Here is a 22,255-nt window from a genome sequence, read left to right as displayed (position 1 = left end):
GCGTGTGTGGAAAGTGTCGGAGCAGGATACATCGGCGGAACGGGTGGCTGCGCGCGGCGAGTGTGAGAATCCGGTGCGTCTGCGGGCGTCGTCGCGCAAAAAAGAACGCCCCGATCGCGAGGATCGGGGCGTGTGCGGGCTTGGGGAGGTCCGTCGGCGCGTTATCGCGATCAGTTCGCGAGGGCGACGGCGAGGTAGGCGTTGACGGTCTCGCTGTCGGGGGCCTTGATCGTGACGCGGTTGGGTCCGGCGGCGGGTCGGACGACGTGCTTGGCGAGCTCGCCGTGCTTCTGGAAGTCGGCGTACTCCTTGGCGCCCTGCCTGAAGACCCAGAGGCGCCCGTCTTCCATGAAGGTGATGAAGCCGGGCTGCCAGAGCATGTATTCGTCGATGACGCTCGCGTCGGGCGCCTTGACGGTCATGCGGTTGGGGCCGGCGCCGGGACGGACGACGTGCTTGGCGAGCTCGCCGTGCTTGCGGAAGTCGGCGAGTTCCTTGGAGCCGTCCTTGAAGATCCAGAGTCGACCGTCCTCGAGCAGCGTGACGAAGCCGGGCTTGGAGTACATCCAGGAGTCGAGGGTCTCTGCGTCGGGCGCGCGGAGCGTCGAGCGCATGGGTCCGGCGGCGGGGCGGACGACATGCCTCGCGAGTTCGCCGTTCTTCTGGAACTCGGCGAACTCCTTGGAGCCGTCGCGGAAGATCCAGGTGCGTCCGTTCTCGGTGATCGCGATGTAGCCGGGCTTGGAGCAGAGGTAGGCGAGGACGGTGTCGCGGTCGGGGGCCTTGAGGGTCATGCGTCCGGGGCCCTGGCCGGGGTAGACGACGTGCTTGGCGAGCTCGCCGTTCTTCTGGAACTCAGCGAACTCCTTGGAGCCGTCCTTGAAGATCCAGAGTCGGCCGTCCTCGAGGAGGGTGAGGAAGCCGGGCTTGGCGAACTCGGGGGCGAGCGGGTGCTTGAGGGACGCGCCGGTCGCGCTGGGGGTTTTCGCGGCCTGCGTCGAGGACGACGAGGCGAGGACGGCGGACCCGCCGGTGGAGGATTGCTGGGTGGAGGACTGGCAGCCGATGGAGACGGCTGCGGCGAGAACGATGGCGCTGATGGAAGACACGGTGGTGCTCCTCATGGGGTGGGCTCTCTTCAAGATTGGTCTGGCGTGAGCGTGTCTTTATGAGAACGCGCGGGTCGCGTCCGCCGGGTAGAGGGGCGGGGCGATCGCGCGGGTGTGACGGTCAGCCGAAGCGTCCGGTGACGTAGTCGTTGGTGTCGCGGAGGCGCGGGCGCATGAAGATCTCTTCGGTCGGTCCGTACTCGACGATGCGCCCGAGGTACATGAAGGAGGTGAAGTCGCTGACGCGCGCCGCCTGCTGCATGTTGTGGGTGACGATGATGACGGAGTAGCGACCCTTGAGGTCGTTGATGAGTTCCTCGATGCGCAGCGTGGCGATGGGGTCGAGCGCCGAGCAGGGCTCGTCGAGGAGGAGGACCTCCGGGCGGGCGGCGATGGCGCGCGCGATGCAGAGTCGCTGCTGCTGGCCGCCCGAGAGGGCGAGGGCGCTGTCCTTGAGGCGGTCCTTCACTTCGTCCCAGAGGGCGGCGCCGCGGAGGGATTCCTCGCAGACCTGCTCGAGGACGCGCTTGTCGCGCACGCCGTCGATGCGCAGCGCGTAGACGACGTTCTCGAAGATGGACACGGGGAAGGGGTTGGGCCTCTGGAACACCATGCCCATGCGCTTGCGCAGTTCGATGACATCGATGTTGCGCCCGTAGACGGGGTCGCCGTTGATGGTCATGTCGCCCTCGGTGCGGACCGAGTCGATGAGGTCGTTGAGGCGGTTGATGGAGCGGAGGAGGGTGGACTTGCCGCAGCCGGAGGGGCCGATCAGAGCGGTGACCTGCCCCCGGGGGAACTTCATGGAGATGTTGTGGAGCGCCTGGGACGCGCCGTACCAGAGGTTGAAGCGCTGGACCTCGAGGACGGGGTCGCACTCGAGCGCCGGCGCGTGGACGACGGGGTCGGGCTTCTCGCCTCGGAGGATGGAGCGGAGGACGGAGTCTTGTTCGGTTCGTTCGTAGTCCATGCGTTCCTGAACGATACCGTCGGCGATGGCCGTCGTGACGCCGCGCATCTGGGGCGCTGGTTTGTCGACCTGTGGGCTGTGCACGGTGGGCATTCCTTCCGGGTCTCCGGACGAACGTCGGCTCGGGGTGGCGGCTCAGAACGCGGCGGACTTGAACTTGCGGCGGAGTCGGCCTCGCAGCGCGATGGCGGTGAGGTTGAGCGTCGCGATGAGGAAGATGAGCAGGAGTGTGGTGGTGAAGACCATGGGCTTGGCGGCCTCGGAGTTCTGGCTCTGGAAGCCGAGGTCGAAGATGTGGAAGCCCAGGTGCATGAACGAGCGCTCGGGGTGGATGAAGGGGAACTCGGAGTCGATGGGGAGTTCGGGGGCGAGTTTGACGGCGCCCACGAGCATGAGGGGGGCGACCTCGCCGGCGCCGCGCGCCATGGCGAGGATCGTGCCGGTCATGATGCCGGGCATGGCTCGGGGGAGGACGATGCGCTTGATCGTCTGCCACTTGCTGGCGCCGCAGGCGTAGGAGCCGTCGCGCATCGAGGACGGGACGGCGGCGAGGGCCTCTTCGGTGGCGACGATGACGACCGGGAGGGTGAGCAGCGCGAGCGTCAGCGAGGCCCAGAGGATGCCGCCGGTGCCGAAGGTGGGGCTGGGGAGCTTGGACTGGAAGAAGATCTGGTCGATGGTCCCGCCCATCAGGTAGCAGAAGAAGCCCAGGCCGAAGACGCCAAAGACGATGGAGGGCACGCCGGCGAGGTTGTTGACGGCGATGCGCACGGCGGAGACGACGACGCCGCCCTTGGCGTATTCGCGGAGGTACAGGGCGGCGAGCACGCCGAAGGGGACGACGGCGACCGACATGATGATGGTCATCGTGACGGTGCCGAAGATGGCGGGCCATACGCCGCCCTCGCTGTTGGCTTCGCGCGGGTCGTCGAGGAGGAACTCTCTCCATCGCGAGAGGTAGACGCCGACCTTGTCGGCGAACGAGAGCCGGTTGGGCGTGAAGGCGCGGACGATCTCGGAGAGGCGGAGCGTGACCTCCTGCCCGTCGGCGGTGCGCATGAGCAGCGCGTAGCGGTTGTTCTCGGCGTTGAGCGCGTTGATGCGCTGGCGGTAGACGCCGAAGCGTTCGGTCGCGTCGGCCTCGATGCGCTGCAGGCGCTCGAGGCGTTCGCGGTACTGCGCCGAGTCGCGTCCGGAGCGGATCTCGACGTCGCGCAGGCGGAGGCGCTCGCGCTCCTGGGCGCGGTTGATGCGCCCGATCTGGCGCTTCTCGATGTTCACGCGCTCGGCGAAGCGGGCGCGCACCTCGGGGTGGTTCTGACGGAAAAGCGACCAGATCTCGGTGGGGTCGGTCGCGGCCTGCTCGCCGTCGAGGATGAACGCGACGGGCGTGCCGAAGAAGCGCCCCCACGACTGGCGCTCGAAGAGGATCGCCCACTCGGGGCGGTCTTCTTCGGCGACCTGGTAGTCGCTGACCCAGGTGAAGTGCGACCCGGAGACGTCGAAATTGGCGGTGCGGAAGAGCCGTCGATAGGCGCGCCCGTCGTGGTCCTCGAAGGATTGCGCGATCGCTTCTCTGCCGGCGTCGCCGAAGGCGTCGATCTCGTCCTGGCGGGGGGTGTACCACCCGTCGCGCGTGACCTCGCCCATGAAGACGCGCCCGTCGTGGAGCTGCACGCGCGTCACGGCCCTTGGCCAGAAGGTCGAGGCGCCCTGGTAGAGGACGAGCCCGAGGAGGCCGAGGATCATCACGATGCAGACCGAGAGCGCGCCGCCGGTGACCCAGAGCATGGGGCGCCCCTGGGCGAGCATGGAGTTCACCGACGCCGACGAGCGGCGCAGCTCCATCGCGCGTGCGTGCGCGTCGGAGGGGGTCCCGGCGGGCTGTCCCTGTGGCTGGACGCTCATAGCTGGAAGGCCCTCTTGCGGAACCGCTGGCGGATGAGTTCAGCGAAGGTGTTGACGATGAAGGTCATCACGAACAGGGCGAGCGCCGCGAGGAAGAGCATGCGGTAGTGCGTGCTGCCTCGCACCGCTTCGGGCAGCTCGACGGCGATGTTGGCCGAGAGCGTGCGGAAGCCGTTGAAGATGTTCCAGTCCATGACCGGGGTGTTGCCGGCGGCCATGAGCACGATCATGGTCTCGCCCACGGCGCGCCCGAAGCCGATCATGAGGGCCGAGAACAGGCCCGACATCGCGACCGGGATGACCACGCGCGTCGCGGTCTGCCAGGGCGTCGCGCCTGCGCCCAGCGACGCGGAGCGCAGGTGCTCGGGCACGCTCGACAGCGCGTCCTCGGCGAGCGTGTAGATGATCGGGATGATCGCGAAGCCCATCACGAAGCCGACCACCAGCGCGTTGCGCTGGACATAGGTGTCGACGAACGAGCCGCGCGGGTCGAGGTCGACGGCGGCGAGGCCCTGCGAGATCGCGATCGCGATGGCGAGCGTCGCGACGACGGCGCCGACGAACACCCCCAGGGACGCGACCGCGAGACGCCGGCGCGACCAGCCGCCGCCCTTGGCGCGGAGCAGCGGGCGCACGAAGCGGGCGGATCCGAACGCGACCGTCACGCCGCAGAGCGGGATGAGCAGCAGCAGCCAGCCCCCGGCGCCGTTGCCGACCTGCCCGTCGAGCCAGAGCTTGATGTCGCCCGAGAAGAAGAGCGACTCGAAGAGCGGGCCCACACCCATCGCGAGCGCGACGGAGAGCGGCAGGCACAGCAGCATCAGCGGGAGGCGCGCGCGGTCGGCGCTCCGCATCATCCGCTCGGGGAGCAGCTGCACGAGGTGCGCGCCGGCGAGCAGCGTGATCGGGAGCGTGAGGAAGAGCGCGAGTACCTGCGGGACGACGTTCTCGACGAAGGGCGCGAAGACGAGCGCCGCGAGGAACCCGAGCACCACGCTGGGCAGACTCGCCATCATTTCGATGAGCGGCTTGATGCGCAGGCGCGTGCGCGGGTTGAGGAACTCGCTGGTGTAGATCGCCGCGAGCAGCGCGAGGGGCGCGCCGAACAGCAGCGAGTACACGGTGGCCTTGATCGTGCCGAAGATGAGGGGAACGAGCCCGTACTTGGGCTCGAAGTCGTCGGTGCCCGACGAGGACTGCCACACGTGGCGGGGCCCCTCGTAGCCCTCGTACCAGACGCGCCCGAAGATCGATGCAGGGGTGATCGAGGCGTGGGCGGCGTCGATGTTCCAGCGGAGCATCGAGGCGTCCGCGATGCCGAAGATCGAGCCCTCTTTGGGCGCCATCGCGAGGAGCTTGACCGGCGCGTTGCCGGGGCTGGAGGCGCGCGCCAGCTCGCGCGTGGCGGTCACCTGGAAGAGCGCGATCGTGCCGTCCTCGAAGCCGGCGACGACCTTGCGCGTGCGGTGCGACACGCCCAGCGTGGTGACCGGCGAGCCGAGCCCCGGGAAGAAGTGCGCGCGGACCAGGTCGGAGCCGTCGGGGTTGGGCGAGGAGTCGGGCTTGACGCGGAACCAGACGCCGATGTTGCCTTTGGTGTCGCCCACGGCGATGGACGCCTTGCCCAGCAGGAAGGAGAGCGTGGCGAGACGCGCGCCCTCTTCGGGGATGACATCGACGACCTCGGTGAGCGAGGGCGCGGTCGCGTCGCGGATGTCGTAGCGGAGCAGCTGCCCGTCGGCCCAGACGATGAAGACGTTGTCGGCGACGCCGGTGAGCATGAGCGCCTTGGGCTCGCCGCGTCCCGAGACCTCGTCGGAGAGGGAGACCTGCCCGCCCAGGAGGGAGATGGTCGTCCTGCCGGTGAGCATGTTCCGCCGCTGGGAGATGACCTTGATGTGCAGCGCGCCGTCGGAGGTGAACGCCGAGAGGATGGGCCCGAGCGGGCGGACCGAGAGGTCGAGGAGTCGGACGGCGTGGCCCTCGCTCAGCGTGGCCGGCTCGCCCAGTTCGACGCGGAAGCGCTGGACGCGGAACTGCTCGTCGTTGACGCGCTGGTAGAGAGAGGGTCCGTCGGCGCCGACCTGGCCGCGCTCGAGCGAACGGAGGGCTTCCGGGGCGTCGTCGAGGTCGACGAAGGTGTACTGGAAACCGATGGAGCCGAGGCGCACGGTGCCGTCGGCGAAGCCGAAAGCGATCTGCGACGCCTGCTGGTGGTGCGCGAAGGCGGTGGGGACGACATCGCCGGTGGGGGAGACGCGCTCGAGCAGATCCCCGGTGTCGAGTCGCGAGATCTCGAAGCTGCCGTCGGGCAGGAGGAGCCAGGAGAGGTTCTCGTACTCGTCGATGCCCAGTCGGGCCATGCCGTTGGGTTCGAAGGACTCGACGCGTGTGAGGACTTCTGCCTCTCCGACCCTGGAGGGGAAGAAGAGGGGGACCGCGACCCAGACGAGGTAGACGCCCACGGTGAGGACGGCGGCGATGGTGCCGATGCCTCCGATGGCGATGACGGCGCGAGCGATCCGGTCGGAAAGCAGGACCCTGAGCGAGGTCTTGCGCGAACGATCGGGTTTCGCGTCACGCTGGGTGTCGGTCATGAAGGGGTGCTCGGGTTCACTCGCGACGGGTGCGGAGTCGAGAGAGAGTTCGTCGCGGAGGGAAAGCCCGCCGCACGGCGTCAGCCGTGGGCGGGCGAAGATTCGATGCCGGCTCGGGCGACGGATCGCCCGTGTTCGTCAGCGGATGCCGACGGAGCGGAGCTGCTCCTGCGCGACGACGTTGGTGACGGGGAAGTAGCCGTCACGGACGACGTCCTCCTGGCCCTGGCGAGAGAAGATGTACTTCACGAACTCGCGGCGGAGGGGGTCGAGCTGCGCGCCGGGGCGGTGGTTGATGTAGACATAGAGGAAGCGGGCGAGGGGATACTCGCCAGAGTAGGCGTTCTCCGGGGTCGCGGTGACGGGGGTCTGGCCGCTGTTTGCGGCGAGGGGGACGGCTCGGACGTCGGCGGTCATGTAGCCGATGCCGGAGTAGCCAATGGCGAACTTGTCGGTCGCGACGCCCTGGACGACGGACGACGAGCCGGGCTGCTCCTTGACCTCATCCTTGTAGTCGCCGCCGAAGAGGGCGACTTCCTTGAAGTACCCGTAGGTGCCGGAGGCGGCGTTACGCCCGTAGAGGGAGATGGGGCGGTTGGCCCACTCGCCGGTGAGACCCAGGTCGCCCCAGGTGCGGATGTCGTTGGGGTGCCCGCCGCGACGGGACTTGGAGAAGATGGCGTCGACCTGCTGGAGGGTGAGGCCCTTCTGGGCGATCGGGTTGTCCTTGTGGACATAGACCGCGAGCATGTCGATGCTGGAGGCGAGGCCGGTGGGCTTGTAGCCGTACTTCTTCTCGAAGTCGTCGATCTCCTTGCCCTTCATCTCGCGGCTCATGGGCCCGAACTGGGCGGTGCCCGCGATGAGTGCGGCGGGAGCGGTCGAGGAGCCCTTGCCCTCGATCTCGATGCTGACGTTGGGGTAGAAGCCCAGGAAGCCCTCGGCCCAGAGGGTCATCTCGTTGTTCATGGTGTCAGAGCCGACGCTCTTGAGCGACCCGGACACGCCCTGGACCGGGGTGTACTCGGGCAGCGCGGGGTCGACGCGGATCTGGGCCGCGACCGGGGCGGCGGAAAGGGCGGCGATGCCCACGACGGCAAGAAGGCTGAGGAACTTGTGCATTCGAGAATTCTCCACACGAAGCTGGTGACCATCCGAAAAGGTCGGTGGACGCAGGATCGGTGCAACCTTACCGCTGCCGTCTTCACAATTGCCCGAGAGGGCGGTTCAGGTTCCGTGAAGAATGCCCGCCCTCGGTGCGCGCCGGGGGCGCGCCCGATGGGAAAAACCCTCGTGCAGACGCTCGCCCCGGACGGGCGGCGTTCTAGACTCAGAATCACGCCCAGACCTCGGGCCGGGCATCGGATGTGTCATCCGCCCGCCGCTCGACAGGACCGACAACCCCGCCATGGGTTCCGCACCGAAGGCCGTCGGCCGCTCCCTGAACGGTTGGAACGCCGAGTATCTCGACGCGCAGTATGCCCTGTACCGCCAGGACCCGGACTCCGTCCCGGTCGACCTGCGCTGGTTCTTCGAGGGCTTCGAACTGGCGCGTGGGGAACTCGGATCCCTTGAACACGGCACCTTCGCAGGGGCTGGTCCCTCGCGCGCCCCGTCGTCTGCGCCGCAGGGCCAGGGCGCGAGCGGGCACAAGGTCGCCGCCGTCGCCGAGCTGATCCGTCAGTACCGGTCGCAGGGCCACATCGCCGCGGCGATCGATCCCTTCGGGCGCGAGCGCCCCATGCCGCCCCTGCTGTCGCCCTACGCCCACGGGCTGAGCGACGCCGACCTCGACACGCCCTTCGAGGCGATCGGGATGTCCTTCGACGCGCCCCGCCCCCTGCGCGAGATCGTCGCGACGCTGGACCAGACCTATTGCGGGCCCATCGGCGTCGAGTTCATGCACATCGAGGACGACGCGGAGCGCCAGTGGATCGCTGAGCGCCTCGAGCGCACCGCCAACCGGCCTTCGCTGAGCGCCGACGACCGGCGCGTGCTCCTGAACCAGCTGGTCGCGGCCGAGTCGTTCGAGAAGTTCCTGCACACGCGCTACCCGGGCGAGAAGCGGTTCTCTCTGGAAGGCAGCGAGTCGCTGATCCCCATCCTGCACGCGACGGTCGAAGAGTGTGCCGAACAGGGCGCCGAAGAGATCGTCATGGGCATGGCCCATCGCGGGCGTCTCAACGTGCTGCGCAACATCCTGGGGAAGACGAACGAGCAGATCTTCACCGAGTTCGAAGACACCTGGGAAGAGGACTTCGTCGAGGGCGGCGGCGATGTGAAGTACCACCGGGGCTACTCCGGCGAGTACCAGACCCGCGCCGGCAAACGCCTCTGGCTCGCGATGGCCAGCAACCCCAGCCACCTCGAGGCGGTCGGCCCCGTCGTGCTCGGGCGCACCCGCGGCAAGCAGCGCACCAAGGGCGACGCCGATCGCACGCGCGTCATCCCCGTGATCATCCACGGCGACGCGGCCATGATCGGCCAGGGAGTCGTCGCGGAATCGCTGAACTTCTCGCAGCTGCCCGGCTATTTCGTGGGCGGCTCGATCCACGTCGTCATCAACAACCTCATCGGGTTCACGACCTCTCCCGAGTACAGCCGCTCCTCGCGCTACTGCACCGATGTCGCCAAGATCATCCAGGCGCCGGTGTTCCACGTGAACGGCGAAGACCCGGAGGCGTGCCTGCACGTCGCGCGCCTCGCGGTCGAGTACCGCCAGCGCTTCCGCAAGGACATCTTCATCGACATGCTGTGCTACCGGCGCTGGGGCCACAACGAGAGCGACGAGCCCTCGTTCACCCAGCCGCTGCTGTACGACCTGATCAACAAGAAGCCCAGCGCGATGAAGACCTACGCCGAGCGCCTGCTCGCGGAGAAGGTCATCACCGAGGACGAGATGTCGAGCGTGCGCGCCGAGCTGGACGCGGCGTACGACAAGGCGCAGGTCGCGTCGCGCTCCAAGCCGTTCGATCCGACGATCGATCCCGGAAGCCGCAAGTGGCAGGGCTTTGGCAAGGCCTACAGCCACGCGCCGGTGCAGACGGGCGTCCCGCTGTCGGAGCTGCAGGAGGTGGCCCGCGCCATGGGTCGCGCGCCCGAGGGGTTCCACGTCCATCGCAAGCTGAAGCGACTGCTCGAGCAGCGCGCCGCCGCCGCCGACTCGCTCGACGCCGAGATTGACTACGCGACCGCTGAGTCGCTGGCGTACGGGTCGCTGCTGGTCGAGGGCACGCCGGTGCGTCTGTCGGGCCAGGACAGCCGTCGCGGGACCTTCAGCCAGCGCCACGCGCTGCTGCGCGACGTCGAGACGGGCGCCGAGTACATGCCGCTGAACTTCATCCGCGAGGTGGGCGACCCCCAGACCGACCGCGTGGTGGGCGAGCCGGGCGCCGACGGGAAGCCCCGCCAGGCGCGCCTGTGCGTGTACGACTCGCCGCTGTCTGAAGAGGCGTGCATGGGGTTCGAGTACGGGTACTCGCTGACCGACCCGCACCAGCTGGTGCTGTGGGAGGCGCAGTTCGGCGACTTCGTGAACGGCGCGCAGATCCAGATCGATCAGTTCATCGCGTCGGCCGAGATCAAGTGGCAGCGCTGGAGCGGGCTCGTGCTGCTCCTGCCCCACGGCTACGAGGGCCAGGGCCCCGAGCACTCCTCGGCGCGTCTGGAGCGTTTCCTGCAGCTCTGCGGCGACGACAACTACCAGGTCGTGTACCCCTCGACCGCGGCGCAGGTCTTCCACCTGCTGCGCAGGCAGGTTCGTCGCCCGTTCCGCAAGCCGCTGGTGGTGATGACCCCCAAGAGCATGCTGCGCGTGAACACGAGCGTCGTGCGCGAGCTGGTCGAGGGTCGCTTCCAGGAGCTGATCGACGACCCGGCGTTCGACCCGTCGCTGGCGGCGGGGGACAAGGACCGCGCCGATCGCGAGGCGTCTCGCAAGCAGGTCTCGCGCGTGATCTTCTGTTCGGGCAAGTTTTTCCACGAGCTGCGCGAGCGCCGCGACGCGATCGGTCGCCGGGATGTCGCGATCGTGCGCGTCGAGCAGCTCTACCCGCTGCACGAGCAGATGCTGCGGGACATCCTGGGTCGCTACCCGGCCGGCGCCGAGGTGGTGTGGGCGCAGGAGGAGCCGCGCAACGCTGGCGCGTACCGCTTCATGGAGGCGATGCTGCGCGAGAAGACGGGGGGTCGCGTGACCAATGTGAACTACATCGGGCGCAGCGACTCGTCGACCCCGGCCGTCGGCTCCAAGCGCAAGCACAAGGAGCAGCAGGAGGCGATCCTGGTGAGCGCGATCGGCCCCAAGCCCGGCGAGAAGAACGCGCCGACGGCGGTGGAGATCGAGGGCGTCATGGACGAGTCGGCCGAGATGGAGGGCGCCCCGAAGGAGCCGTCCCCCTCGTCGGCCCGTCCGGCGGCGGCGTCGAACGCGCGCCGGCAGTGACCCCTCCTCGCCCACGACGCGAGCCGTTCGACCTACACTGACCCCGACACGAGAACCAACGCCGCTCGGCGCGTCGCGGCGCGATGTCGCCCCGCCGAACGGACCCACGAAGGGCAGCCATGGCCACCGACATCGTGATCCCAGCGCTTGGCGAATCGATCACCGAAGGCGTGATCGCGTCCTGGCTCATCGCCGACGGGCAGTTCGTCGAGCGCGACCAGCCGGTCCTCGAGCTCGAGACCGACAAGATCACGATGGAGCTGCCTGCGCCCGCCGCCGGCACGGTGTCGCACAAGGCGGCCGAGGGCGACACGGTGCAGGTCGGCTCGGTCGTCGGGGCGATCGACGAGTCGGCGAGCAAGCCCGCCGGCGCGCCCCAGAAGGCCGCGGAACCGGCGAGCGAGAAGAAGGCGCAGCCCGCCCCTGTCGGCGCAGGCGCGCCGGCCAAGCCGACAGGCGTCGCGACGCCCCCTGTCGCGGCCCCCGCCGCCCCTCAGAACGACCCGGCCAAGCACCAGCTCCCCGGGCGTCCCAACCGGGGACCGCTCGAGCATGCCGGCGGCGACGACGATGTCCACGCGACGCCCCTGGCGCGCAAGATCGCGCAGGAGCGCGGCGTCGATCTGCACTCCATCGCCGGCACCGGCCCCTCGGGCCGCGTGCGCGAGCAGGACGTGCTCGCGTTCATCCAGAGCCACCAGAACGGCGCGACGGCGTCCGCCGGCGCCCCCGGCGCCCCCGGGGCCCCCGCTGCCCCGGCGAAGAAGGGGTCGCGTTCGTCGTCGCGCGAGAAGATGACGCCCCTGCGCCAGCGCATCGCGACGCGCCTGGTCGAGGCGCAGCACACCGCCGCGATGCTCACGACCTTCAACGAGTGCGACATGAGCGGCGTGATGGCGCTTCGCTCGAAGCACAAGGAAGCGTTCGAGAAGCGCCACGGCATCGGGCTGGGGTTCATGTCCTTCTTCGTGAAGGCCGCGGTCTCGGCGCTGCAGAAGTACCAGCTCGTCAACGCGTTCATCGTCGAGGGCGAGAAGGGCCCCGAGGTCGAGAAGCACGACTACTGCGACATCGCGGTGGCGGTCGGCACGCCCAAGGGCTTGGTCGTTCCCGTGGTGCGCAACTGCGAGACGCTCTCGTTCGCCGGCGTCGAGTCGGCGATCAAGGACCTCGCGGTCAAGGCGCGCGACGGCAAGCTCACCCTCGAAGACATGCAGGGCGGCACCTTCACCATCAGCAACGGCGGCGTCTACGGCTCCATGATGAGCACGCCCATCCTCAACCCGCCCCAGAGCGGCATCCTGGGCATGCACAACATCATCCGGCGCCCCATCGAGAACCCCGACAAGCCGGGCAGCGGCGAGGTCGTCGTCCGCCCCATGATGTATCTGGCCCTCTCCTACGACCATCGCATCGTCGACGGCGCCGAGGCGGTCGGCTTCCTCAAGCACATCAAGGAGTGCATCGAGGACCCGGCGCGCCTGCTGTTCGACATGTGACGGGGAAGGGAGTGGGGAGCAGGCAGCGGGGAGCAGGAAGAGAAGATGGGTGGCGTGGTGCGGCGCGGCCGTGCCACGGGGGGTGATCGATCCCCGCGCCCCGCGGCTCGTATAATCCGATGACACTGTCATCCGCGTTCGGCAGGAGGCCGCCATGTCCAGCATCCAGCACCGTGTGATCGATTCCGAAGAAGCCCGTCGCGCGATCGCCGCCGCCGAGGCGTCGGAGGGGCTGCACGCCGACCAGATCGACATCGAGTCGATGGTCATCACGCAGCACTGGGACCGGTACTCCGAGGAAGACCACGAGGTCTGGCGCATCCTGTTCGACAAGCGGATGAAGCAGTTGGAGACCGCCGCGTCGGACGTGTTCCTCAAGGGCCTGGCGATCATCAACCTGAACCGCAACCAGGTGCCCGACCTGCGCGAGGTCAACGCCAACCTCAAGCCGATGACCGGCTGGCAGTCGCGCGGCGTGCCGGGGTACCTGCCGGCCAAGTCCTTCTTCGCGTTCCTCGCGCAGCGACAGTTCCCTACGACCGTCAGCGTGCGCCCCAAGACGAGCATGGACTACCTGCCCGAACCCGACATCATCCACGATGTCTTCGGGCACGTGCCCCTCCACGCCGACCCGGTGTTCGCCGACTTCCTCCAGACCTACGGCCAGGCGGCGCTCCACACCCACGACCCCGTCCACACCGAGCGCCTCGCGCGCCTGTTCTGGTTCACCGTCGAGTTCGGGCTCATCCGCGAGGACGGGCGGCTGAAGTTGTACGGCAGCGGGCTGATCTCGTCGGAGGGCGAGGGCCACCACTCGCTCGAGTCTCCCGATGTCGACCGGCGCCCGTTCAACCTCGAGAAGGTGTGCAACACCTCGTTCGAGATCGACCACTATCAGCCGATCCTGTACGTGCTGGAGTCGTTCGAGCAACTGCGCGACGCGATGAACTCGTACGCGGAGATGATCCTCAACGAGCCGGCGGCGAGATAGCAGTTCACCGCAGAGGACGCAGAGGGCGCAGAGGGGGAGCGCTGTTCTTGCCCCCTCTCCCCTGAGGGGAGAGGGCTGGGGTGAGGGGTTCCGATCTGCACGGTGCGCTCGAGTTGGCGATCTTCCCTTGTGACTCGTGCCTCATCTCTCGTGCCTTCTGGGACACACCCCTCACCTGGCTCGCTGCGCTCGCCGTCCTCTCCCCGCGAGCGGGGCGAGGAGGCGGAGGAGGAGTCGCGACACATCAGTCAGCGCTCGTGGCACGGCTGCGCCGTACCACGCCACCCTTCTTCTCTTCCAGCTCCCTGCTCCCCACTCCCTGCTGCCTTCACATCCGTTTGCTCATCGCGCGGTGGATGTCGCGCTGGGCGTCGCGTTCCTTGAGGGTTTCGCGTTTGTCGGAGTGGGACTTGCCGCGGGCGGTGCCGATCTCGAGTTTGACCCATCCGTCCTTGAAGTACATGCGCAGGGGGACGATGGTGACGCCCTTTTGCGCGGAGAGTCGCGCGAGTTTGGCGATCTCGCGCTTGTGGGCGAGGAGTCGGCGTGAGCGCGTGGGGATGTGGTTGTGTCCGGCGGCGGGGGGGTACTCGTGGATGTGCACGCCGTGGAGGTCGAGGCGCAGCGGTTCGAGCTGCGCGCGGACATAGCCCTCGGCGAGGGAGCACTTGCCCTCGCGGATGGATTTGACCTCGGAGCCGACGAGGGCGACGCCGACCTCGAGCGTGTCTTCGATGAAGTACTCGTGGCGTGCGCGCCGGTTGACGACCTCTGGTTCGGGCGACTTTTTCCTGCCCTTGGCCATAGGGGCGATGGTAGTCGCCGGGGGAGGTCGTCTCTCCGGGCGGCGAGTTCAGGCGGCGAGGTTGCGAGGGGGGACGGCGGTGCGTCCGTCGGGCCCGCAGACGCGGATGCAGCGTCGCCCGGCGTCCTTGGCGGCGTACATGGCCTTGTCGGCGTGGTGGATGAGTTCTTCGCCGCTGGAGGGCTTGCTGGTCGCGACGGAGGAGACGCCCACCGACATGCCGCAGTTCTGGAGCGCGCCGTGCGAGCGCGCGCCGGGGGGGCTCATGCGAGAGAAGGTGTCGACGAGGCGCTGGGCGAGGGCGACGGCGGTGTCGCAGGAGGTGTGGGGGAGGAGGATGACGAACTCGTCGCCTCCGAAGCGGGCGGGCAGGTCGGAGGCGCGCGCCTCGCGGGCGATGATGCGCGCGATCTGGACGAGCAGGTCGTCGCCGGCGTGGTGGCCCAGGGTGTCGTTGATCTCTTTGAAGCCGTCGAGGTCGAGGAGGATGCAGGCCAGGTCGGTGTTGTAGCGGACCGCCTCGGCGTACATCTGCTCGAGCCGGTCGGAGAGGCGCCTGCGGTTGGCGAGCCCGGTGAGCGGGTCGGTGGTGGCGGCGGTCTCGAGCTGGCGCACCAGGAGCTGGAGCTCCTCGTTCTTGTGCGTGATCTCTTCGAGGGATTCGGCGAGGGCGGCCTGCAGGCGCTCGTTCTCGCGCTGCGCGTGCGCGAGGGTGAGGTTCTTCTCGACGGCGAGCGGGATCGTCGAGACCAGCTCGGCGGTCTTGAGCAGGTAATCGGCGGCGCCGAGCCGGATGGTGTCGAGGAGCGTCTCGGACCTGTTCTCGGCGGTGACGACGATCACGGGCATGCCGGGCCTGCGCTCGCGCATGACGCTGAGCGCGTCGAGCGCCGTGCCGTCGGGCAGGTTGAAGTCGCACAGCGCAAGGTCGAAGTCGGAGAGGTCGATCGCGTCGATTCCCCCGACGCGTGCGACGTGGTGCACGCAGGGGCTCCCGAAGTGGTCCGAGAGCGCCTCCATGACGAGCGCCGCGGTGTTCGGGTCGTCTTCGATGAGCAGGATGCGCGGGGTTGTGTGCTGGTCGTCGGGCATGCGTCAGGAGACCCCTCGTCGCGGGGACGCCCGAAACCGTGGGCGTCGTCCGAGATGATCGGCGGACGCGGTCGCGGTCTGAACCCGGGTTTGTCGTTGGCTTGTTGGACGGCGCGCCGCGGGCGGCGCGACGCTCAGCGTCCGCCCGAACTCGCGCGGTTCTCGGACGCGGCCCCCGGCGCGTCGGTTGTCACCACGCGCTCGGAGGGGACGGTGAACACGAACCGCGACCCGCGCCCCGGGTCGCTGTCGAGGTGCACGGTCCCGCCCCAGCGTTCGACGATGCCCTTGACGGCGGCGAGGCCGACGCCCGAGCCCTTGATGTCGGGAGTCGCCGTCGACGCGCGGCGGAACATGTCGAAGATCGACTCGTGCTCTGCGTGGGGGATGCCCGGCCCGGTGTCGGCGACGCAGAAGGTCGCGCCCGACTCGTCGGTCCAGGCGACGATGTCGATGAAGCGCTTGGGCGAATCGCCCATGTACTTGATCGCGTTGTCGAGCAGGTTCTGGAGGACCTGGCGCAGGCGTGCGCGCTCGAGGTGGAGCGTGGGCAGGGGCCGGCGCACGACGAGCTGGATGCGCTTGGAGCGCAGGTCGTGCTCGAACGCCGCGCGCAGCTCGTCGACGACGGACTCGGACTCGACGCGTTCGGGGTGCTCCTCGGTCGCGCCGACGCGAGAGACCTCGAGCAGGTCGCGGATCATGTCGAGCTCGAGCTCGATGCACGCGCCGATGCGATCGAGGCGCTCGGTCGCGTCGGGGGGCAGGCGCTCCGCGTGCTTTCGGCGCAGGAGGGCGAGCATCCCGGCGGTGTTGCGCAGCGGGGCCCCGAGGTCGTGGCTGATGGTCCGGAAGAACTGGGCGCGCTCGGCGAGCTCGACGCGCAGGCGCTCGTTGAGCCGGTTCAGCTCGCCGGTGCGCTGCTCGACGGCGTGCTCGAGGTCGGCGTTGATCGCGAGGATCGCGGCGTTGGCCTCCTCGAGCGAGGACGCCATGCGGTTGAACGAGTGCGCGACCGACGCGATCTCGAGCGGGCCCTTGAGGGGGATGGGCTCGGGGCTCAGCCCGTCGGCGAGGCGCTCCGCCGCGAGCGCGAGCCGGCGGAGCGGGAGTGCGAGCCGGCGCGCGCCCATCGCGACGAAGGGGGTGGCGATGGCGCAGACCGAAAGGCCCGCGACGAGCGCGACGCGCGCGAGGTCGCGGCGCGCGTCGGTATAGGCGGGGTCGATGATGCCCAGCGTCGCGTGGCCGAACGCCGTGCCGTCGGCGTTCCAGAGAGCGACGGTCGCGGCGCGTCCCTCGTGCTCGTTGACGCCCACGATCGGCACGAGCGTGCAGGTCTCGCAGGGGGCTCGTCCCGCGCAGCAGCGCGTCGCGAGCCGGTGCGACTCGGCGGCGCTCGGGTCGCGCGTGCGCTTGGCGACGACGCGACCCTCCAGATCGGTGACGAGCACGAACGCGATGTGCGGGTCCTCGAAGGTGATCTTCGTCAGCGCCTCGGCGGCGGCGTCGTGGGACGCGAGCGTCATCTCGGCGAACTTGTGCACGAACAGGCGCGCGTTGTCCTGCGCCTCTCGGGTCAGCTCGGTGGTGACCCAGCGGTCGCCGGCGCGCGCCTGCAGCGCGCTGATGGCGCCCACGGTGAACAGCATCAACGCCAGCGCGCAGAAGATCGCCTGCCATTCCAGGCGCATCGACGGCAGCTTGGGCCCATCCTGGGCCCTCGGTTGGCGCCAGAAAGCACGCACGCGAGCATCCTTCCGGGTGAAGTGACAGCGGGACAGACCCCTGATCGGGCTGATGGCGCCCGGCCTTTGCGCCCGTCGAACAACCCGGTGATTCCTCGGGGAATTGCGCGGCCCGGCGTGTTATTCGCCGGCGCGCTGGCGCCAGGCGCGCTGCAGGCCGGCGTCGAAGATCGTGATCCTCGCGCCCGTCAGCAGTTCTCGGGCCTTCTCGCCCATCAGGATCCGCTCCTGGCGAGCCCTCGTCTCGTCGGCGAGGGCGTCGCGCGCTTGCGCGAGCGTCGGCGCATCGGGGGGCGTGCGTTCGCCCTCGCGCAGCACGATCGCGAAGCCGTTGTCGAGGGAGATAGGGTTGGACCACTCCCCGTCGCGAAGGGCGCCCAGCGCGGTGCGCAGCGACTGGGGATAGGTCGGGTCGGCGAGACTGATCGGCTCGAGGCGCCCGCCGCGAGAGGCGCTCTCGTCGGTCGAGACCAGGGCCGCGACCTCGGGGAAGGGCTCGCCGGCGTCGAGTCGTTGGCCGGCTTCGACGATGCGGTCCAGCGTGGGGGCCGTGATCAGGCGCGCCGTGACGCGCGGGCCGTAGCGCAGCGTGTACGCCTGGCGCAGCGTCGCGTCGCTCGTGGTCACGCGATCGGCGACCAGCAGCCGCAGGGCGGCGTTGCGCCGCAGGTACCCCTCGAACCGCGTCGGGCCCAGCCCGCGAACGGCGCGGAGCTCTTCGAGGAGGCGCACCGCGAAGTCGGCGTCGGCTTCGCCGGCGCGGCGTGAGGAGCGCGGCGCGCTCTCGCGGAGCTGCGCGAGCAGTTGCGAGCGCTCGCGCTCGATATCGAGGTCCGACCAGCGCACGCCGCGCGCCGCGAGTTCCTGGCGCAGGAGGGCGTCCAGCGCGGCTTCTTCGAGGGCGGCGGCGCCTGCGGCTTCGACCATCGCGGGGCGCAGCTCGTCCCACGCGATCGGCGTTCCCGCCACGATCGCCGCAGGTCGCTGCGCCGGGGCGCCGGTCGTGGAGGGTGCGGCGCCCGGGCCCCCCGCGGCCCCTTGGGACGCCGGAGTGGCCAGGCGAGGGCCGGTCGCGGCCGGCGCGCTCGACGATCCGCTCTCGCATCCGGCCAGGGAGCAAACCGCGAGGCCCGCGCCTGCGAACAGGATCCAACAGACACGCCCGCGTGGTGAACCGGTCGGCGAAAACGCCCGAGAATCGTTCATGGGTGATGACAGGGGCGCCGCTGGCGTGAGTCAAACCGCCCCCGCCGGTCGAGGCGGAGCGCACAGGACGCGAGAAGTCGCGTCGGACACCTTGGGAGCGAAGAATCCGCGATGAACGACGCCGCCGCCATTGCGACCGACACCAAGCAGGAGCAGGAGCAGGCCAGGCCCGCGCGTCCGGCCTCTCCGGCGTCGGCCTTGCAGGTCTGCCCGTACTGCGGCCATCGCGAGCGAGCCGGGGCCGAGGAGTGCTCCGAGTGCCGCGGGCTGTTCGAGCCCCTGTCTCTCATCGCGACCCAGAACGCGATGGGGCCTTGGCAGATCCGCGACGAGGACAACCCGCATCGCCCCGGATGCTCGATCGAAACCCTCCGACAGCTGATTCGCAGGGGCCGCGTCACGCGCGAGACCGTCCTGCGAGGTCCCACCACCCGACAGTTCTGGCAGAAGGCCTGTGAGACCCGCGGCGTCGCCCATCTGCTGGGCGTCTGTCACGCCTGCGCGGCCCTGGCCCGGCAGGAGCACCACTACTGCAAGTCCTGCGGGCAGTCGTTTCTCGTCGATCCGGACCGGAACTGGCTCGGTCTCGATGTCGCACGGAGCACGGAGCCACCGGGTGTCCAGACGCCCGACGCGCGGCCTTTCGAGGACGCGCCTGTCCCGGCAGCGATGCCTTCAGCGCCCGTCCAGGTCTTCGATCTCTTCCAGCCGAGCCAGCAGGCATCTTCGCCGAGTCCCCGGGCCGGGCGCTCACGCGCCCCCGGCAAGCAATCCCCTGCCCGGCGCGAAGCCGTCGCGGCGGCGACCGTTGCGCTGTGCGCCGCCCTGCTGAGCGTCGCGATATGGGCCGCCACCGCGACGCGCACCGCCAGCCCGGGCGTGCGGGGGGATGCCACAGCGGCGCCGGAGGCCGACCCGGCGTCGACGGGCGCGATCCCCACCCCTGTCGTCTCCCAGACCCCCGCGATCGCGCCGCCGTCGCCCCCGACCCCCGAGGAGCTGGCGCATTGGCGTTCGGTGCTTGAGCGGGTGAAGATCCTCTCTGCCGCCGGGGATATCGAATCCCTCGAATCGGCGGCCAAGGCGCTCCGGGAGCTGAAGAAAGACGCCCCAGCCGAGGCCCACCCGGCCGATCTGGACGACCAGATCGACGCCATCGAGTCCCGGATCGATGACCTGACGATCAGGAGATTCCTGCGCTCGCCCGATGGATCCCTTTAATAGGGGTCGCGATGGTCGATCCACATGGCGTATTTCCGCCATATAGTGTAAATATCTGCAAAATATAGACTTACAACTTTCTCCCGAGGAAGGTTGGGCTCCTCCGTTGACCCCCGGAGCGGTTCGGCTACGCTATCGACGCGACCTGAGCGGGCCTTTGCGGGCCTCTGCAGTGTCTTCCGCGGCTTCGCCGTGGCACGCCGCCGGACGGGGATCGGAGCCCTCGTCCGGCGGTTTTCTTTTTCCGGCGCAGCGTCTCGCGACAGCTTCTCCACCGTGCGCGCGTCACGCGTTCGCGCGGCGCGCCGTTCGCATCAGCACGAGCGCCTCGACGACGAGCCACGCTTCGAGCGCGAGCGCCAGCGACGCGATCGCCACCAGCGCCCAGTTGCGCTGCGCGAGCCACGACGCCGTCGTGTCGTCGCCTACGAACGCCTGCCAGACCATCGCCCACGCCGGCACGGCGAGCATCAGCGCCATCGGGGGGAGGACGAACCACAGTTTCCGCCCGGTGGCGCGCAGCCACGCGACGATCACCACGAACGCCAGCCCGGCGAGCAATTGGTTGGTGGCGCCGAAGAGCGGCCACAGGATCAGGCCGCCCGTTCCCGCGGTCGCCAGCGACCACGACTGCCCGGGCGCTGGCATCGCCGCCAGCATCGCCGCCGTCGCCACCGCGAACAGGGTCGCCCCGTGCGTGGTCGCGAGCCAGCGCATCGGGTTGAAGGGCGACGCCACACGCGCCATCCGCTCGCTCTGGCCCTCGGCGATCAGTCGCGCCGACTCGCCGCACTCCGGGCAGCGGACGGACTGGTTCTCGGTCCGGTTGACGCCGCGCAGGTCGTAGCCGCAGCGCCCGCACGCCGGGCCCTTCACCCGCGGCAGGAGCCCGCGCGCCAGTTCCTGCACGACATAGCGCTGCAGGCGGCAGGCGGTGTCCATCGTCGTCCCCGCGAACGACGCCACCAGCACGCCCATCAGCGCCACCGCCATCTCGCGAGGGATCCGCATCGACGCGATCAGGTTGGCGGCGCCGTCGACGAACGCGCCGACCATCGCGGAGAGCGAACCGGCGGCGGACCAGGACTGGTAGCGTTTCAGGAACGCGAGTTGGCCCTGCAGGTGCGCCGTGGCGCTGTCGGGGTCGACGCGGACGGCGCCGAGAGATGTCGCAGCGGTGAAATCTTCCTTCAGCACGCTGGGCAGATCGCTGAGAAAGAACACCGGGTCGTCCCCCGTGGCTTCAAAGATCGAAGGCGCGAACGCGGTGACAGGGCTCGTCCTGTAGTCAGCGGCCCTGAGCCCGACGATCTTCAAGTCCTCGGGCGGGCTTTCGAAGAGCCACGCTTCCCTCCGCACCAGTGTCGCGTCTTCGAAGGTTGGCTTGTTCTGCCAGTCTTCCCACACCCGTAGGGTGAAGAGTTTTGAAGGTGTTGATCCGGGCGCGGGGATGTCCAACTGACTCATCATATATGTGCGTTCCACGCCATCTGGAGCGGCGGAGCGGGGACCGCCCCACGCCCACTCAAGCGGGGCGCGCACCCCCAGCCCCAGCCCCGCCGCGCACGCCACGATCACCAGCACCGCGAGGAACCCCTCGGTCAGCATCGAGCCGTAGCCGATCGCCCGCGCGTGCGTCTCGCACGACAACTGCTTGCTCGTCGTCCCGCTGCCCACCAGGCAGTGGAACCCGCTGATGGCGCCGCAGGCGATCGTGATGAACAGGATCGGGATCAGCGGCGGCGCGCCGCTCGGGTTCCAGTCCACCACCGGCGCGACGATCTCCAGAGGCACGCGCTGCGCCGCCGCGTCGCCGATCGGCGTCGTCAGGCCCCCGAAGATCCCCGCTACCGCGATGCCCGCGACCAGCAGCGCCAGCGCCGTCAGCAGTTGCAGCGCGTTGATGTAGTCCCGCGGCTGGAGCAGCACCCACACCGGCAGCACGCTCGCGACATACGCGTAGGCCAGAAGCCCGACGGTCCACACCCAGGTCGGCTGGCTCGCGAGGAACTCGTTGAAGGAGTGCAGCGGGCCGAAGTCGCCCCACACCACGCTGGCGTACATAAGGATGAGAGCCGCCAGCGAAGGCCCGAGGATGGACTTCCCGCGCCGGTGGACGACAACCCCGATCACGACCGCGAGGGGGATCTGGAAGAGGAACGGCGCGATCGCGCCGGGGAATTGCTTCAGCACCGCGGCGATCACCAGCCCGAAGACCGCGAGCACGATCCACAGCCCCATGATGAGCACGCCCAGGAAGATGTACCGCACGCGCGGGCCGAGCAGGTCGCCCGCGATGTCGCCGATGGTGCGCCCCTTGTTGCGCAGCGAGACGACCAGCGAGCCCAGGTCGTGCACCGCCCCGATGAAGATCGAGCCGAACACCACCCACAGGATCGCGGGCAGCCAGCCCCAGATCACGGCGATCGCCGGGCCGACGATCGGTCCCGTTCCCGCGATGCTCGTGAAGTGGTGCCCGAAGACGATCGACTTCTTCGTGGGGACGAAGTCCTTCTCATCGCGCAGAGAAACGGCCGGGGTTGTCGACTCTTCTCGGAGCGTGAAGAGTCGTGCCAACCACCGGCCGTAGGTCACATATGCCAGAATGAGGGCGACGCCCGCGAGGAGCGTCAGGGTCAATGCTTCCATGCATGGAATCATGCCA

The 22,255-nt window shown here is 69.1% G+C and carries 14 protein-coding genes; 4 read left to right on the top strand and 10 right to left on the bottom strand.

Annotated features, from left to right (window positions below; genetic code table 11):
• Window positions 1–170: 170 nt before the first annotated feature.
• The 5 genes from KF684_12995 to KF684_12975 all read right to left on the bottom strand — a co-directional run bounded on the left by KF684_12995 (window position 171) and on the right by KF684_12975 (window position 7,706).
• Window positions 171–1,124: a hypothetical protein gene (locus tag KF684_12995; protein MBX3353843.1), complete on the bottom strand. Its 954-nt coding sequence runs from the start codon at window positions 1,122–1,124 to the stop codon at window positions 171–173.
• A 106-nt stretch (window positions 1,125–1,230) separates the two neighbouring features.
• Entirely contained in the window at window positions 1,231–2,079 is an 849-nt protein-coding gene (pstB, locus tag KF684_12990) for a phosphate ABC transporter ATP-binding protein (GenBank protein MBX3353842.1), read from the bottom strand.
• Window positions 2,080–2,214: 135 nt separating this feature from the next.
• A complete protein-coding gene (gene pstA / locus KF684_12985) occupies window positions 2,215–3,987 on the bottom strand; it encodes a phosphate ABC transporter permease PstA (GenBank protein ID MBX3353841.1) in 1,773 nt (590 codons plus the stop codon).
• Window positions 3,984–6,584 (bottom strand): ABC transporter permease subunit, encoded by a 2,601-nt coding sequence (locus KF684_12980; protein ID MBX3353840.1) that lies wholly within the window; start codon window positions 6,582–6,584, stop codon window positions 3,984–3,986. Before KF684_12980 ends, pstA begins: the two co-directional genes overlap by 4 nt.
• Before the next feature lie 138 nt (window positions 6,585–6,722).
• Window positions 6,723–7,706: a phosphate ABC transporter substrate-binding protein gene (locus tag KF684_12975; GenBank protein MBX3353839.1), complete on the bottom strand. Its 984-nt coding sequence runs from the start codon at window positions 7,704–7,706 to the stop codon at window positions 6,723–6,725.
• A 286-nt stretch (window positions 7,707–7,992) separates the two neighbouring features.
• On the opposite strand from KF684_12975, the gene KF684_12970 reads away from it, so the two are divergent.
• From KF684_12970 to KF684_12960, 3 genes are all read left to right on the top strand, one after another.
• Window positions 7,993–11,028 carry a 2-oxoglutarate dehydrogenase E1 component gene (locus tag KF684_12970; GenBank protein ID MBX3353838.1) on the top strand — a complete coding sequence of 1,012 codons (3,036 nt, stop codon included), beginning with the start codon at window positions 7,993–7,995 and terminating at the stop codon, window positions 11,026–11,028.
• 119 nt (window positions 11,029–11,147) lie between these two features.
• Window positions 11,148–12,527, top strand: coding sequence for a 2-oxoglutarate dehydrogenase complex dihydrolipoyllysine-residue succinyltransferase (odhB, locus tag KF684_12965; GenBank protein ID MBX3353837.1), 1,380 nt, complete (start codon window positions 11,148–11,150; stop codon window positions 12,525–12,527).
• Between the two features lie 154 nt (window positions 12,528–12,681).
• A complete protein-coding gene (locus KF684_12960; GenBank protein ID MBX3353836.1) occupies window positions 12,682–13,518 on the top strand; it encodes a phenylalanine 4-monooxygenase in 837 nt (278 codons plus the stop codon).
• A 328-nt stretch (window positions 13,519–13,846) separates the two neighbouring features.
• Here KF684_12960 and smpB read toward each other — a convergent pair whose 3' ends face one another.
• The 4 genes from smpB to KF684_12940 all read right to left on the bottom strand — a co-directional run bounded on the left by smpB (window position 13,847) and on the right by KF684_12940 (window position 18,132).
• On the bottom strand, window positions 13,847–14,323 hold the full coding sequence (smpB, locus tag KF684_12955) for an SsrA-binding protein SmpB (protein MBX3353835.1): 477 nt from the start codon (window positions 14,321–14,323) through the stop codon (window positions 13,847–13,849).
• Between the two features lie 48 nt (window positions 14,324–14,371).
• On the bottom strand, window positions 14,372–15,193 hold the full coding sequence (locus KF684_12950) for a diguanylate cyclase (GenBank protein MBX3353834.1): 822 nt from the start codon (window positions 15,191–15,193) through the stop codon (window positions 14,372–14,374).
• A gap of 356 nt (window positions 15,194–15,549) precedes the next feature.
• Window positions 15,550–17,163 (bottom strand): HAMP domain-containing protein, encoded by a 1,614-nt coding sequence (locus tag KF684_12945; GenBank protein MBX3353833.1) that lies wholly within the window; start codon window positions 17,161–17,163, stop codon window positions 15,550–15,552.
• Between the two features lie 120 nt (window positions 17,164–17,283).
• Window positions 17,284–18,132, bottom strand: a complete 849-nt coding sequence (locus KF684_12940; protein ID MBX3353832.1) for a peptidyl-prolyl cis-trans isomerase — start codon at window positions 18,130–18,132, stop codon at window positions 17,284–17,286.
• Window positions 18,133–18,480: 348 nt separating this feature from the next.
• Here KF684_12940 and KF684_12935 point away from each other — a divergent pair, with 348 nt between their 5' ends.
• Window positions 18,481–19,590 (top strand): hypothetical protein, encoded by a 1,110-nt coding sequence (locus KF684_12935; GenBank protein MBX3353831.1) that lies wholly within the window; start codon window positions 18,481–18,483, stop codon window positions 19,588–19,590.
• A 285-nt stretch (window positions 19,591–19,875) separates the two neighbouring features.
• Here KF684_12935 and KF684_12930 read toward each other — a convergent pair whose 3' ends face one another.
• A complete protein-coding gene (locus KF684_12930; protein MBX3353830.1) occupies window positions 19,876–22,239 on the bottom strand; it encodes a carbon starvation protein A in 2,364 nt (787 codons plus the stop codon).
• Window positions 22,240–22,255 lie beyond the last annotated feature (16 nt).

Source organism: Phycisphaeraceae bacterium, assembly GCA_019636675.1.
Lineage (GTDB): Bacteria > Planctomycetota > Phycisphaerae > Phycisphaerales > UBA1924 > JAHBXC01.
This window is presented reverse-complemented; position numbering and strand designations above follow the sequence as displayed.

Coding starts and splice junctions, on each gene's coding strand:
- KF684_12995 (MBX3353843.1), bottom strand. CDS start 1,124: ATGAGGAGCACCACCGTGTCTTCCATCAGCGCCATCGTTCTCGCCGCA.
- pstB (MBX3353842.1), bottom strand. CDS start 2,079: ATGGACTACGAACGAACCGAACAAGACTCCGTCCTCCGCTCCATCCTC.
- pstA (MBX3353841.1), bottom strand. CDS start 3,987: ATGAGCGTCCAGCCACAGGGACAGCCCGCCGGGACCCCCTCCGACGCG.
- KF684_12980 (MBX3353840.1), bottom strand. CDS start 6,584: ATGACCGACACCCAGCGTGACGCGAAACCCGATCGTTCGCGCAAGACC.
- KF684_12975 (MBX3353839.1), bottom strand. CDS start 7,706: ATGCACAAGTTCCTCAGCCTTCTTGCCGTCGTGGGCATCGCCGCCCTT.
- KF684_12970 (MBX3353838.1), top strand. CDS start 7,993: ATGGGTTCCGCACCGAAGGCCGTCGGCCGCTCCCTGAACGGTTGGAAC.
- odhB (MBX3353837.1), top strand. CDS start 11,148: ATGGCCACCGACATCGTGATCCCAGCGCTTGGCGAATCGATCACCGAA.
- KF684_12960 (MBX3353836.1), top strand. CDS start 12,682: ATGTCCAGCATCCAGCACCGTGTGATCGATTCCGAAGAAGCCCGTCGC.
- smpB (MBX3353835.1), bottom strand. CDS start 14,323: ATGGCCAAGGGCAGGAAAAAGTCGCCCGAACCAGAGGTCGTCAACCGG.
- KF684_12950 (MBX3353834.1), bottom strand. CDS start 15,193: ATGCGCGAGCGCAGGCCCGGCATGCCCGTGATCGTCGTCACCGCCGAG.
- KF684_12935 (MBX3353831.1), top strand. CDS start 18,481: ATGAACGACGCCGCCGCCATTGCGACCGACACCAAGCAGGAGCAGGAG.
- KF684_12930 (MBX3353830.1), bottom strand. CDS start 22,239: ATGGAAGCATTGACCCTGACGCTCCTCGCGGGCGTCGCCCTCATTCTG.